The 13501-nt window shown below is 73.9% G+C and carries 11 protein-coding genes; 7 read left to right on the top strand and 4 right to left on the bottom strand.

All coding sequences use genetic code 11. The features are described from left to right. The first annotated feature begins 34 nt into the window (after nucleotides 1-34). The 5 genes from DMP17_RS41565 to DMP17_RS41545 are packed head-to-tail and all read left to right on the top strand — an operon-like array spanning nucleotide 35 to nucleotide 4711. Nucleotides 35-925 (top strand): DUF6282 family protein, encoded by an 891-nt coding sequence (locus tag DMP17_RS41565; RefSeq protein WP_226350013.1) that lies wholly within the window; start codon nucleotides 35-37, stop codon nucleotides 923-925. A 30-nt stretch (nucleotides 926-955) separates the two neighbouring features. Continuing rightward, nucleotides 956-1864 (top strand): hypothetical protein, encoded by a 909-nt coding sequence (locus DMP17_RS41560; RefSeq protein ID WP_337832405.1) that lies wholly within the window; start codon nucleotides 956-958, stop codon nucleotides 1862-1864. Beyond that, nucleotides 1861-2637 (top strand): HpcH/HpaI aldolase family protein, encoded by a 777-nt coding sequence (locus DMP17_RS41555; RefSeq protein ID WP_226367505.1) that lies wholly within the window; start codon nucleotides 1861-1863, stop codon nucleotides 2635-2637. The genes DMP17_RS41560 and DMP17_RS41555 overlap by 4 nt, the downstream gene beginning before the upstream one ends. Then, on the top strand, nucleotides 2634-3626 hold the full coding sequence (locus tag DMP17_RS41550; protein ID WP_226367504.1) for an LLM class flavin-dependent oxidoreductase: 993 nt from the start codon (nucleotides 2634-2636) through the stop codon (nucleotides 3624-3626). The genes DMP17_RS41555 and DMP17_RS41550 overlap by 4 nt, the downstream gene beginning before the upstream one ends. Then, nucleotides 3623-4711 (top strand): S-(hydroxymethyl)mycothiol dehydrogenase, encoded by a 1089-nt coding sequence (locus DMP17_RS41545; protein ID WP_337832404.1) that lies wholly within the window; start codon nucleotides 3623-3625, stop codon nucleotides 4709-4711. The genes DMP17_RS41550 and DMP17_RS41545 overlap by 4 nt, the downstream gene beginning before the upstream one ends. A gap of 48 nt (nucleotides 4712-4759) precedes the next feature. Here the strand turns inward: DMP17_RS41545 and DMP17_RS41540 are convergent, their stop codons facing one another. Beyond that, the gene (locus DMP17_RS41540; protein ID WP_020623156.1) at nucleotides 4760-4936 is read right to left on the bottom strand and encodes a DUF6104 family protein; all 177 of its coding nucleotides are present in this window, start codon (nucleotides 4934-4936) and stop codon (nucleotides 4760-4762) included. Nucleotides 4937-5022: 86 nt separating this feature from the next. Between DMP17_RS41540 and DMP17_RS41535 the strand changes: the two genes are divergently transcribed. Beyond that, complete coding sequence (locus DMP17_RS41535; protein WP_337832403.1) at nucleotides 5023-6237, top strand: DUF418 domain-containing protein; 1215 nt, start codon at nucleotides 5023-5025, stop codon at nucleotides 6235-6237. A 55-nt stretch (nucleotides 6238-6292) separates the two neighbouring features. Next, nucleotides 6293-6745 (top strand): hypothetical protein, encoded by a 453-nt coding sequence (locus DMP17_RS41530; RefSeq protein ID WP_224401521.1) that lies wholly within the window; start codon nucleotides 6293-6295, stop codon nucleotides 6743-6745. Nucleotides 6746-6807: 62 nt separating this feature from the next. On the opposite strand, the gene DMP17_RS41525 is transcribed toward DMP17_RS41530, so the two are convergent. From DMP17_RS41525 to DMP17_RS41515, 3 genes are all read right to left on the bottom strand, one after another. Next, a complete protein-coding gene (locus tag DMP17_RS41525) occupies nucleotides 6808-10728 on the bottom strand; it encodes a multifunctional oxoglutarate decarboxylase/oxoglutarate dehydrogenase thiamine pyrophosphate-binding subunit/dihydrolipoyllysine-residue succinyltransferase subunit (protein ID WP_337832402.1) in 3921 nt (1306 codons plus the stop codon). Between the two features lie 144 nt (nucleotides 10729-10872). Further along, a complete protein-coding gene (locus tag DMP17_RS41520; protein ID WP_337832401.1) occupies nucleotides 10873-11652 on the bottom strand; it encodes a hypothetical protein in 780 nt (259 codons plus the stop codon). Between the two features lie 186 nt (nucleotides 11653-11838). Further along, a complete protein-coding gene (locus tag DMP17_RS41515) occupies nucleotides 11839-13485 on the bottom strand; it encodes a flavin-containing monooxygenase (protein WP_337832400.1) in 1647 nt (548 codons plus the stop codon). Between the last annotated feature and the right edge of the window lie 16 nt (nucleotides 13486-13501).

Here is a 13501-nt window from a genome sequence, read left to right as displayed (position 1 = left end):
CGCCACCGCGGCACGCAGGAAGGACACCGCTCCCATGTCCGACGCCGTCCTCGCCGCGCTGCGCGGCCTGATCGACATGCACGTCCACTCGGGCCCCAGCCCCTACCCGCGGCGGTTCCTGCACTACGAGGCCGCACAGGACGGATGGGACCGGCTCGGGATGCGGGCGATGGTGGTCAAGTCGCACCACCACAACACCGTGATGGACGTGCTCGCGCAGGCCAACCAGCTGGCGTCGATCCCGACCGAGGTGTTCGGCGGGATCGCGCTGAACAGCCCGGTCGGCGGCGTCAACCCGCACGCCGTGCGGCTGTCGCTGTCGATGGGCGGCAAGGTCGTGTGGTTCCCGACCATCAGCTCGGGCCGGCACATCGACTGCCACCCCGAGGGCGGCCAGTTCCCGACCTCGACCGTGCACACCACGATCGAGCGGATCGACGTGGTCGGGCCCGACGGCGGGCTGACCGCCGAGGCCCGCGAGGTCGTCGGGATCGTCCGGGAGGCCGATGCGGTGCTCAACGCCGGGCACATGTACCCCGACCAGATCCGGGTGCTGTTCACCGAGGCCCGCGCGGCCGGGATGGACAAGCTCGTGATCAGCCACCCGAACTTCGTGATCGGTGCCGAGCCCGAGACCTGCGAGGAGTTCGTCGGGCTCGGCGCCTACGTCGAGCACGAGGTCGGGATGTACAACCCGCACCGGGAGAACCGGCACTTCGAGCCGGAGACGCTGTTCGAGTGGATCTCCCGGATCGGTCCGGAGCACACCGTGCTGGCCTCGGACGCCGGCCAGCGCGGCAACCCCGCCCCGGTGGACGCGTGGCTGGGCACCTGCGAGGCGCTGCTCGACCTCGGCCTGGACGAGAAGGACCTGCGCCGGATGGTCGTCGACAACCCCGCCCACCTGCTCGGCATCGCCGAGTAGACGCGTCGCCGACCGCACAGGAGGACTCCCGTGACCACCGAGCTCACCCCCACCACCGACCCGCGCCGCACCCTCGCGTCCCAGGCCGCCGGGATCGACCGGACCCGGCCCATTGCCGCCGCCCAGTACCTCGACTTCACCGCGCTGCCCGCGACCACGACCGACGCGGGGGACACCTGGACGACGCGGGGCCAGAACGCCGTGGTGCACCACGTCGCCGCCCGCAGGCCCGGCACGGTCGCCGACACCACCTTCTCCTCGGAGACGGTCCTGATCCTCACCGACACCGCGGCGGCCGCCGACGTCACCTGGGAGGGCGCCAGCACCGCGCTCGCCGGGCACGGCGTCGCGGTCCTGCCGCCCGGCGCCGTGCGGATCGACAACACCGGCACCGCCGACCTGACCCTGCTGGTCCGCAGCGACGAGCCGGGCTGGGCCGGGCGCGCGAGCAACGCCGCCGCGTTCGCCGAGCCGTCGCCCCGGGTCGCACCGGCCGAGCCGTGGCCGGCCCCGCCCGGGCCGGAGCGGGTGCGGTTCTACCGGGCCGAGGACCACCCGCTCGAGCAGGGGAGGTTCGGACGGATCTTCCGCAGCCGTTCGTTCATGGTCAACCTGCTGGCCGCGCACGACGGGCCGCGCCCGGCCGACACGCTCTCCCCGCACCACCACGACGACTTCGAGCAGTACTCGCTGGCGACCCACGGCCACTACACCCACCACATCCGCACGCCCTGGGTCACCGACCGCAACCACTGGCGCGAGGACGAGCACGTCGGCGTCGGCAGCCCCTCGCTGACGGTCATCCCGCCGCCCACCGTGCACACCTCCGAGGCCGACGGCCCGGGGGAGAACCGGCTGATCGACATCTTCTGCCCGCCGCGCGCCGACTTCTCCGCCAAGCCCGGCTGGGTGCGCAACGCCGAGGACTTCCCGGCGTGACCGGCACCGGGCCGGTGTCGCCGCGGGCGGTGCTGCGGCCGGGGGCCCGCGCGCTCGGGACCTGGCTGAAGCTGGCCGCGCCGGAACCGGTGGAGATCGTCGCCGGGGCCGGGTTCGACTTCGTCGTCGTCGACCTGGAGCACGCCCCGATCGGGATCGAGACGGCCGCCTGGCTGCTGTCCTCGGCGCGGGCGCACGGGCTGGTCCCGTTCGTCCGGATCCCGGACCACCGGCCGTCGACGGTGCAGCTGATGCTCGACGCCGGTGCCTGCGGGCTGTTCGTCCCACGGGTGGACTCCCTCGCCCAGGCCGAGGCGGTGGCCCGGGCGTTCTCCTTCCCCCCGGAGGGCACCCGCGGGTCCGGGGGGACCAGCCGGGCCGGGCACTGGGGCCGGCGCCCGACGCCGGACTACCTCGGCTTCGGCCGGGACGAGGCGATGCTGATCGTCCAGCTGGAGGCCGAGTCCGGGATCGCCGACGCGGAGCGGATCGCGGCGCTCCCGGCCGTCGCCGGGCTGTTCGTCGGCGCCGCGGACCTCGCGCTGTCGACGGGATCCACGCCGTCGTCGGACGACGTGCTCGCCCACATCGGGACGGCCCGCGCGGCCGCGCACGGCGCCGGGAAGGTGTTCGGGCTGGCCTACGGCGCGGCGCCGGCGGCGATCCGCACGGCGTTCGACCACGGCACGGACTTCGTCGTGGGCGGCAACGACGCGAGCCTGCTCGCGAGCGCCGCCGCCGACCTGGTGGCCGGGGTCCGGGAGACGGCATGACGGCGTCTCCGTCGATGTCTCCGTCGATGACCCTGGGGCTGGCCCTCGACCTCGGGTCCGAGCCCGCGATGGGGCCGGTCGCCGCGCAGCTGCGCCGCGCCCGGCCGCTGCTGGAGACCGCCGAGCGGGCGGGCTTCGACTCGGTGTGGCTCGGCGAGAGCTTCCACGCCCGGCCGGAGCCGTTCCACCTGCCCTCGGCGCTGCTCGTGCTGGCGCACCTGGCCCCGCTGACGACCCTGGGCCTCGGCACCGGGGTGCTGCTGGTGCGCGCGCAGGACCCGGACCGGCTCGCGACCGAGGCCGCGCTGCTCGACCAGCTCAGCGAGGGACGGCTGGTGCTCGGCCTCGGGCTCGGGCCGCCCCCGCTGCGCGGGAGGTTCGGGGGGCCGGACCGCGCCGGCGGCGCGCTGCTGGACACCGTGCTGGCCGGGATGCGCGAGCGGTGGCGCGACGGCGGCGGCGCCGTCCCCCCGCCGTGGCGGGCCGGTGGGCCGCCGGTCCTCGTCGGCGGGTCCGGCGCCGCCGCGGTGCACCGCGCGGTGTCGGCCGCCGACGGCTACTACGCCGCCACCAACTACTCCGACCGGGTCCTGGCCCGGCAGGCCTCGGCCTACCGGGACGCCGGCGGCACCGGCACCGTCGCGGCCAACCGCATCTGCGTCGTCGACACCGACGGCGACCGGGCCCGCGACCACGCCGCGCAGCACCTCGGCGGGCTGCGGGACTACTACCGCTCCCGCGGGCTGTGGGACGTGGGCCGGGCCGACGGTGATCCCGACCCGGTGCTCGTCGGCACCCCGGACGAGGTCCTCTCCCGGCTCCGTGACCACCGGCGGGCCGGCGTCTCCCAGATCCAGGTGCGGGTCGCGCCGCACCCGATGCCGGCCGAGGTGGCCCGCCGCACCGTCGCACTGCTCGGCGAGCACGTCCTACCCCGGCTGGGAGCGCTCCCGGCCGGATCACGAGAACACGACAGGAGCACGTCATGAGCCAGGAGGTCCGCGGCGTCGTCGCCCTCGACCTGGGCAAGCCGGTCACCGTGGAGACCGTCGTGGTGCCCGACCCCGGACCCGACGAGGCCGTGGTCCGCGTGCAGGCCTGCGGGGTCTGCCAGACCGACGTGCACTTCCGCGACGGCGGCATCCCCGGCCGCTTCCCGATCCTGCTCGGCCACGAGGCCGCCGGCGTCGTCGAGTCGGTGGGCGAGGGCGTCACCGACGTCGCCCCGGGCGACTTCGTGATCCTCAACTGGCGCGCGGTCTGCGGCGCCTGCCGGTCCTGCCGGGACGCCGAGCCGTGGTCGTGTACGGCGCCGCGCACCGCGAGCACCCCGATGACGCTGACCGACGGGACGCCGCTGGGCACCGCGATGGGGATCGGGGCCTTCGCCGAGAAGACCCTCGTCCACGCCGGGCAGTGCACGAAGGTCGACCCGCGGATCAGCCCGCAGGTGGCCGGGCTCATCGGCTGCGGGGTGACGACCGGGTTCGGTGCCGCGGTCACCACCGGTGGCGTCCGGCCCGGACACACGGTCGCCGTGATCGGGTGCGGGGGCGTCGGCGACGCCGCCATCGCCGGTGCCCGGACGGCCGGTGCGACCACGGTCATCGGGATCGACACCGACCCGCGGAAGCTGGAGTGGGCGACCGGGTTCGGGGCCGGCCACACCGTCGACGCCCGGGACACCGACGTCGTCGAGCGCGTCCGCGAGCTCACCGGCGGGGCCGGGGCCGACGTCGTCATCGACGCGGTCGGGCTGCCTCAGACGTGGAAGCAGGCCTTCTACGCGCGCCGCCCCTCCGGCACGCTCGTCCTGGTCGGGGTGCCGCACCCCGACGCGACCGTCCCCGACCTCCCGCTGATCGACTTCTTCCGCCGGGACGGCGCGATCCGGTCCAGCCGGTACGGCGAGTGCCTGCCGTCGCGGGACTTCCCGCGGCTGGTCGAGCTGCACCTCGGTGGACGCCTGCCGCTGCAGGACATGGTCACCGAGGAGATCGGCATCGACGACGTGGAGACCGCCTTCGCCCGCATGCGCGACGGCGAGGTCATCCGCTCCGTCGTCGTGTTCTGACCCCCGGCCCGCCGCGGGGCCGGTGAGTCCCCTCCCGGCCCCGCGGCGTCACTCGTCGTCGGCGTCGTCGCGCGCGAGGAAGCTCGACAGCCGCTCGACGGCCGTCTCGAACTGCGGGTTCGCGTCGACGAAGGCGCGGAGCCGGTCGGCCAGCCACTCGACGCTGACCTGCTCGTCGCCGCGCCGGTCGACGAGCTCCTCGATGCCGCGGTCGGTGAAGTACATGCCGGCGAGGATACGGCGGCCGCCGCTTGACCCGGACGCGACGGCATCGTTTCCGATGGTCTCCCACCGCCTCGTGAGGAGATCCCATGTCCACCGCGCCGTCCGCCGCGACCGTCGCCCCGACCCCGGTGAGTGACCGTGCGCTCGCCCCCGACCTCGCCCGGGGCGCGATGCTGCTGCTGATCGCACTGGCCCACGCGCCCTGGTTCGCCTACACCTCCGAGCTGGGGGCCACGCTGCTGCACGCCGCGGACGGCGGGCTCGCCGACCGGATCGCCCAGGTCGTGACCATCACCGCCGTCGACGGCCGCGCCTGGACACTGTTCGGGTTCCTGTTCGCCTACGGCATCGGGCAGCTGTACGCCCGCCGGATCGCCGGCGGCGGCACCGACGCGCAGGCGCGGCGGCTGCTGCGCACCCGGCACTGGTGGCTGCTCGCCCTCGGCCTGCTGCACGCGGCCCTGCTGTGGCAGGGCGACATCCTCGGCACCTACGGCGTCCTGGGCCTGGTGCTGGTGCCGCTGTTCCTGCACCGCAGCGACCGCACCCTGCGGATCGGGGCCGGGGTCCTGGCCGGTCTCGCCGTCGCCGTCCCCGCGGTGATGGGCGTGCTGGCGCAGTTCACCGGGGGCACGACGCCGACGTCGGCCGCGCAGCAGCTCGCCCTCGCCACCCCGGACTGGTTCGCGACGCTGCCGCTGCGGCTCGCGCTGTGGGTGTCGGCGATCCCCGGGGCGTTCGTGACGCTGGTGATGCCCGCCGCGGTGCTGCTCGGGCTGCTCGCCGCGCGGCACCGCGTGCTGGAGGAGCCGGGCGCGCACCTGCCCCTGCTGCGCCGCATCGCCGTCGTCGGCATCGCCGTCGGCTGGTCGGCCGGGCTGGCCCAGGCCCTCGTGCACATCGGCGTCGTCGCGCTGCCGGACCCGGGTGCGTTCGCCGGCCTGCACATCGCCACCGGGATCTTCGCCGCGCTCGGCTACGCGGCGGTGTTCGGCCTCGTCGCGCACCGGCTCGGCACCCGTCCGACGGCGCCGCTGCCGGTCCGGGCCCTGGTCGCGCTCGGCCGTCGCTCGCTGAGCGGCTACCTGGCGCAGTCGCTGCTGTTCGTGCCGCTGCTCACCGCCTGGGGCCTCGGGCTGGGCGCGCACCTGTCGGGCTGGTCGGCGTCGCTGGTCGCGGTCGGGGTGTGGCTGCTGACCGTCGTCGTCGCGTACCGGCTCGACCGGGCCGGCGTACGGGGTCCCGCCGAGACGCTGCTCCGCCGCCTGACCTACGGGCCGGCGCCGCGGAGCGCTCGGTAGCGTCGACGGACCGCCGCGCCCGCGCGGCCCCGCCGTCCCCCGATCCGGAGTTCTCATGGCACTCACCCCTCCCGTGGCCCGCACCCTGCACGACGTCGGCCTGGCCGCCTGGTTCGGCGGCTCGCTGATGGGCGTCACCGGCCTCAACGGCGCGCTGGACGCGGTCGGCGACCCGGCCGAGCGCGAACGGCTCGCCGGCGCGGGCTGGGGCGGGTGGGGCCGGATCGGCACCGCCGCGACGGCGGCGCACCTGCTGGGCGGGGCGGGCTTGCTGGCGCGCGACGCGGTCCGCCGGCGCGAGCCGGGCGTCGCGGCCGCGGCGGCGACCCGGACCGCGCTGACCGGTGCCGCGCTGGCCGCGAGCGCCTGGGCCGGGGCGCTGGGCCGCCGCGCCGCGACGCCGGAGGGCCCGGACGCCGCGCTGCGCCGCCGGATCCGGGTGGCGGAGTGGGCCGTGCCGGTCGTGACCGGCGCCGCGGTCGTCGCCGGGGCGCTGCGCCGCTCCTGACCCCCGGGACACGGACGGCCCGGCCGGGGAGATCCCCGACCGGGCCGTCGTCGTGCGTGGTGTTATCCGGCGAACGCCTTGTCGATCAGCTCGGCCTGCTCGACCTCGTGCACCTTCGACGAGCCGGCGGCCGGGGCCGCCATCCGACGCCGGGACACCCGGGTGAAGCTGCCCTGCAGCTGGGGCAGCTTCTGCGGCAGCTCCAGGCCGTAGTACGGCCACGAGCCCTGGTTGGCCGGCTCCTCCTGGACCCAGCGGACGTCACCGGCGGCCTCGGGGTAGCGCTCGAGGACGGCGGCGATCTCCTCGGCCGGCATCGGGTAGAGCCGCTCGACGCGGACCAGCGCGGCCTCGTCCACGCCTGCGTCGCCGTTCTTGCGGCGCTTGTCGCGGGCCGCGGCCAGCTCCCAGTAGATCTTGCCGGAGCAGAACAGCACCCGCTTCACACCGGAGACGGTGTCGCCCTTGCCGGCGTGCTCCGGGTCGTCGATGACCGGGCGGAACCGGCCCTCGGTGAAGTCGGACAGCGGGCTGACGACCTGCTTGGCACGCAGCATCCACTTCGGCGTGAACACCACCAGCGGCCGGCGCACCCCGTCGAGGGTGTGCTGGCGCAGCAGGTGGAAGTAGTTCGCCGGGTCCGACGGCAGCGCGACGGTCATCGAGCCCTCGGCGCACAGCTGCAGGAAGCGCTCGATGCGCCCGGAGCTGTGGTCGGGGCCCTGGCCCTCCAGGCCGTGCGGCAGCAGCAGCGCGACGTCGGAGAGCTGGCCCCACTTGGCCTCGCCGGAGGAGATGAACTCGTCGATGATCGACTGGGCGCCGTTGACGAAGTCGCCGAACTGGCCCTCCCACATGACGAGCGCGTCGGAGTTGGCGACGGAGTAGCCGTACTCGAAGCCGACCGCGGCGAACTCCGAGAGCGCCGAGTCGTAGGGCAGGAACCGGCCCTGCCCCTCGGCCAGGTTGCGCAGCGGGAAGTACTCCGCACCGGTGTGCCGGTCGATCAGGACCGAGTGCCGCTGCACGAAGGTGCCGCGACGCGAGTCCTGACCGGACAGTCGGACCAGCCGGCCGTCCATCGCCAGCGAGCCGATGGCGAGCAGCTCGGCGAAGGCCCAGTCGACGTCGCCCTCGCGGGACATCTTCTCGCGCTTGCGCAGCACGGGCTCGACCCGCTTGTGCACGGCGAACCCCTCGGGGAGGTTGGCGTGCACGTCGCCGATCCGGTGGACGACCTCGAGCGGGACCGAGGTGTCGAGGTCGGACGGGACGAGCTGCTCGGACTCGATCGACGGCGAGATCACCGGCGGGGTCTTCTCGAGCTCGCGCACCTCGTTGAAGACGTGCTCGAGCTGGTTGGAGAAGTCCTTGAGCGCCTGCTCGGCCTCCTCCATGGTGATGTCACCACGGCCGATCAGCGACTCGGTGTAGATCTTCCGGACGCTGCGCTTGGCGTCGATGATGTCGTACATCGACGGCTGGGTCATCGAGGGGTCGTCGCCCTCGTTGTGGCCCCGGCGCCGGTAGCAGATCATGTCGATCACGACGTCGTTGTTCCAGCGCTGGCGGTACTCGACGGCCAGCTTGGCGACCCAGACGCAGGCCTCCGGGTCGTCGCCGTTCACGTGGAAGACCGGCGCGCCGATCATCTTCGCGACGTCGGTGCAGTACTGCGAGGAGCGCGAGTGCTCCGGCGCGGTGGTGAACCCGACCTGGTTGTTGACGACGACGTGCACGGTGCCGCCGGTGCGGTACCCGCGCAGCAGCGCGAGGTTCAGCGTCTCGGCGACGACACCCTGGCCGGCGAACGCCGCGTCGCCGTGCATGAGCACCGGCAGCACGGTGAAGCCGCCGTCGCCCTTGTCGAGCAGGTCCTGCTTCGCGCGGACGATGCCCTCCAGCACCGGGTCCACGGCCTCCAGGTGCGACGGGTTCGCGGTCAGCGAGACCGCGGTCTCGCCGTCGCCGAACATGCGGAAGTACTTGCCCTCGGCGCCGAGGTGGTACTTCACGTCGCCGGAGCCGTGCGCCTGGCCCGGGTCGAGGTTGCCCTCGAACTCGCGGAAGATCTGGCTGATCGGCTTGCCGACGATGTTGGCCAGCACGTTGAGCCGGCCACGGTGCGGCATGCCGATGACGACCTCGTCGAGCTCGCGCTCGGCGGCCTTGTCCAGCACGGCGTCGAGCAGCGGGATGACGGTCTCGCCGCCCTCCAGCGAGAACCGCTTCTGCCCGACGTACTTGGTCTGCAGGAAGGTCTCGAAGGCCTCGGCCGCGTTCAGCCGGGACAGGATGTACTTCTGCTCCGAGGAGTCCGGCTTGACGTGCGAGACCTCGATGCGCTCCTCGAGCCACTTGCGCTGCTCGGGGTCGGCGATGTGCATGTACTCCGTGCCGATGGTGCGGCAGTAGGAGTTGCGCAGCAGGCCGAGCACGTCGCGCAGCTTCATGTGGCTCTGGCCGCCGAACCCACCGACCGCGAAGTCGCGGTCGAGGTCCCACAGGGTCAGACCGTGGCTGAGGACGTCGAGGTCGGGGTGCCGGCGCTGGCGGTAGTTCAGCGGGTCCGTGTCGGCCATCAGGTGGCCGCGGGTCCGGTAGGACTCGATCAGCTCCAGCACGCGGGCGGTCTTGTCGACCTCGCCCTCGGGGAAGTCCTGCACCCAGCGGACCGGCTCGTACGGCACCCGCAGCGAGGCGAAGATGTCGTCGTAGAAGCCGTCCTCGCCGAGGAGCAGCTGGTGGATCCGGCGCAGGAAGTCGCCGGACTCGGCGCCCTGGATGATCCGGTGGTCGTAGGTCGAGGTCAGCGTGATGATCTTGGAGATGCCGAGCTCGACGAGGCGCTCCTCGGAGGCGCCCTGGAACGCGGCCGGGTACTCCATCGCGCCGACGCCGACGATCGCGCCCTGGCCCACGGTCAGCCGCGGCACCGAGTGGTTGGTGCCGAGCGTGCCCGGGTTGGTGAGGCTGATCGTGGTGCCGGAGAAGTCCTCGGCGGTCAGCTTGCCCTCGCGGGCCTTGCGGACCATGCCCTCGTAGGACTGCCAGAACTGCGCGAACGACAGGTTCTCGCAGCCCTTGATCGACACGACGATCAGCGTGCGGCTGCCGTCCTTGCCCGCCATATCCATGGCCAGGCCGAGGTTCACGTGCTCCGGCGTCGCGACCGAGGCCTTGCCGTCGGTCTCGACGAAGTGCCGGTTCAGGTTCGGGAAGTCGGCCAGGGCCCGGACCAGCGCGTAGCCGATCAGGTGCGTGAACGACAGCTTCCCGCCGCGGGTCCGCTTGAGGTGGTTGTTGATGACGATGCGGTTGTCGGCCAGCAGCTTGGCCGGGACCGCACGGACGCTGGTCGCGGTCGGCAGCGTGAGGGACGACGTCATGTTCTTGGCGATGGCGTTCGCGGCACCGCGCAGCGGGGTGGTGGTCGCGCCACCCCCGTCCTGCGCCGGCTTCGCGGCCTTGGATCCGCTGCCCGCGGCGGGCTTGGCCGGTGTCCCGTTCGACGACGACGCCGGGGCCGGTGCGCTCGCGGTGCGCAGGCGCTCCTCGGCGGGCGGCGGCTCGGCCTTCGGGGTGACCGGCGGCGGGACGTCGCGGGAGGTGGCGGTGCCCTTGCCGCCGGCCTTCCCGCCGTTCGTCACGGCCTTCTGGGCCGGGGCGTCGCCGGAGCCGGCCGCGCCGGTCTCCGTGCCGCTCCCGCTGCCCTGGTCGTCCTCGGTGGCCGCGCCGCGGGTGACCCCACCCGAGGAGGCCGCCGGGGCGGACCCGTTGCCGGAGGAGGTGTCGGCCGGCTCCTCGGTCCCGACGGACGACGAGGAGGTCTGCTCACCGTCCTTGCCGTAGTCGGCGAAGAACTCGTGCCAGGCCGGGTCCACGGCCGACGGGTCCTCCTGGAAGCGCTGGTACATCTCCTCGACGAGCCACTCGTTCGGACCGAAGTCGCTCGCCTGATGGGAGGTACTGCTCGATGACACTCTGCGTCAACCGCCTTGATAGCTGCTCGATTTGTCGCGACCGGCTACCAGGTTAGTCCCCTCGACGCGAGACCGGGCAGTGTGCCGGGTCCCACTTCGTGATCGTTTCGTGATCGACCGCACGCGGACGGCGAGCGGCACGATTCAGAAGCCGGGCGGGGACCCGAGGACGCCGACCACCGCCGTCTGCGTCGCCGTCTCGGCGACGACCGTCCCGACCGGCGGGCCGACGCGGGCCGGTCGGCGGACGGTGTCGCGCTCGCCGGCGTACTGCCCGTCGACGGGGGAGATCAGCAGCTCGGTGCGGACCGGCCCGTCGTCGTGGACGAGGGTGGGGTGCCGCTCGCCGTCGAGGTTGTCGGTCTCGCCGAGGGAGACGGCCGGCATCCGGCGCAGCGCGGCGTAGAGCACCGCGCGCAGCTCGGCGGGGACCCGGCAGGTCCGCAGCGCGTCGACCGCGCTGACCCACGGGCCGGTGTAGCCGCGGCCGGGCGGGCTGTCGGCGATCAGCCGGTCCAGCATCGCGGCCGGGTCGCGGGGCAGGCCCGCGAGGAACGCCTCTGTGGGATGCGACCACGAGCCGGGCCGCGCGGCCGGTCGGTGGCCGTGGAGCGCGGCGTAGAAGTCGCCGTGCGGGGCGCGGAAGCGGCCGGTGGGCCACTGGTCGGCGATGTCGAAGCCGTCCTCGATCGCAGCCGCGCCGTCGCCGCTGAGCCAGTGCACGCGGCCGGTCAGCTCGCGGTCGAGCAGCCAGTCCTGGGCCGGGTCGAGCGGGGTCCACTGCTGGACCAGGTGCTCGCTGTAGTGGACGCAGAGCTCGTCGCGGGCGAAGCAGGTCCCCATCCACCAGGCGTGCGTCGCCGTGTGCCGGTACTGCCCGGGGGAGATCGGCTCGTCGGAGGTCCGGATGGCGAGCTCCAGCAAGTCGGGCTCCTCGTCATGTCGCGAGTCCTGTCGCGGGTGCCCCGGCAGGGGTTGCCCGGGGCGCCGTGAACCGTGGATGACGTCACACATTCTCTACGCCCCGCCTACGAGCCGTGACGCGACCCCCCGGTACTGGGCCGAACGGCGCAATGCCGCAGGTCCCCTCGTCGGGGGGTGGCGTGGTGCTCACGCGGCCGCGCCGCGGCCGGACAGCCGGAACCCGCGGTAGCCGTCGGCGGCGACGTCGGCGCAGGTCGCGGCATAGCGGGCGAACCCGCCGGCGTAGGGCATGAACACGCTCGGCTTGCCCGGCACGTTCGCGCCCAGGTACCAGGACGACGCGGCCCGCGGCAGCAGCGTCGCGTCGGCGGCGGCCCGGTTGTGCTCGCCCCAGTCGCGCTCGGCGACCGGGTCGGCCTCGATCCGGTCCCGGCCGGTCGCGCGCAGGTGCGCCAGGCAGCCGGCGATCCAGTCGACGTGCTGCTCGATCGAGGTCGGCATGTTCGTGAGCACCGACGGGCTGAACGGCCCGGTGACGGTGAACAGGTTCGGGAAGCCGGACACGGCCAGCCCCAGGTAGGTCCGGGGGCCCGCGCGCCAGGCGTCGCTCAGCGCCGTGCCGTCCGGGCCCACCGGGTCCAGCCGCAGCAGCGGGCCGGTCAGCGCGTCGAAGCCGGTGGCGAACACCAGGTCGTCGAGCTCGTGCAGCGCGCCCGAACGCAGCCGCAGACCACCCGGCTCGACGGCCTCGACCGGGTCGGCCCGGACGTCGACGAGCGTCACGTCGTCGCGGTTGTAGGTCTCGAAGTAGTGGGTGTCGATCGGCGGGCGCTTGGTGGCGAAGCCGTGGTCGTGCGGAAGCAGTGCCTCGGCGGTCGCCGGGTCCTCGACGACCTCCCGGATCCGGTCGCGGATGAACTCCGAGGCGGTGGCGTTGGCGGCCTCGTCGGCGAGCAGGTCCCGGTACGCCGCGCGGAACCGCAGCCCGCCGCGCTCCCAGGCGGCCCGGTAGACGCGCTCGCGCTCGTCGTCGGGGTCGTCGAGGGCGGAGCGGTCGTCGATCGTGAACGGGTGGCCGTTGGTGGACCCGGCCTGGATCTTGCGGATGTGGTCGTAGTCGGCCTTGTAGGCGCGCGACTCGTCCTCGGTCAGCGGGCCGTTGCGGGCCGGGATCGAGTAGTTCGGGGTGCGCTGGAAGACGGTCAGGTGCGCGGCCTGCTCGGCCAGCACCGGGATCGCCTGGATCCCGGTCGAGCCGGTGCCGACGACGCCGACCCGCCGCCCGGCGACGTCGACGCCCCCGTGCGGCCAGCTGCCGGTGTGGAACCAGCGCCCGGCGAAGTCGTCCAGGCCCGGCAGGTCCGGCACGTTCGCCGCGGACAGGCAGCCGACCGCGGTGACCAGGAACCGGCAGCGCAGGTCGGGGCCGTCCTCGACCGACACGGTCCAGCCCCGCCCGTCGGCGTCGGCGCGGGCCCCGGTGACGGTGGTCGAGAGCCGGATGTCCCGGCGCAGGTCGAACCGGTCGGCGACGTGGTCGAGGTAGGCCCTGATCTCCGGCTGGCGCGGGTAGCGCTCGGTCCAGGTCCACTCCTGCTCCAGCGCGGAGTCGAAGGAGTAGCAGTAGTAGTAGCTCTCCGAGTCGCACCGCGCGCCCGGGTAGCGGTTCCAGTACCAGGTCCCGCCGACGCCGTCGGCGCGTTCCAGCACGACGGCGGACATCCCGAGCCCGCGCAGACGGTGCAGCATGTAGAGCCCGGCGAACCCGGCTCCGACCACGACCGCGTCGAACTCCTCGGGGGCGACGTCCTGACCAACAGCGCTGTCGACCATGTCACCCAGATGAGCA

It is taken from the genome of Pseudonocardia sp. TMWB2A, assembly GCF_017312135.1.
Note: the sequence above shows the minus strand (reverse complement) of the source record. Positions and strands in the feature narration are given on the sequence as shown.

Coding starts and splice junctions, on each gene's coding strand:
- DMP17_RS41565 (WP_226350013.1), top strand. CDS start 35: ATGTCCGACGCCGTCCTCGCCGCGCTGCGCGGCCTGATCGACATGCAC.
- DMP17_RS41550 (WP_226367504.1), top strand. CDS start 2,634: ATGACGGCGTCTCCGTCGATGTCTCCGTCGATGACCCTGGGGCTGGCC.
- DMP17_RS41545 (WP_337832404.1), top strand. CDS start 3,623: ATGAGCCAGGAGGTCCGCGGCGTCGTCGCCCTCGACCTGGGCAAGCCG.
- DMP17_RS41540 (WP_020623156.1), bottom strand. CDS start 4,936: ATGTACTTCACCGACCGCGGCATCGAGGAGCTCGTCGACCGGCGCGGC.
- DMP17_RS41535 (WP_337832403.1), top strand. CDS start 5,023: ATGTCCACCGCGCCGTCCGCCGCGACCGTCGCCCCGACCCCGGTGAGT.
- DMP17_RS41530 (WP_224401521.1), top strand. CDS start 6,293: ATGGCACTCACCCCTCCCGTGGCCCGCACCCTGCACGACGTCGGCCTG.
- DMP17_RS41515 (WP_337832400.1), bottom strand. CDS start 13,485: ATGGTCGACAGCGCTGTTGGTCAGGACGTCGCCCCCGAGGAGTTCGAC.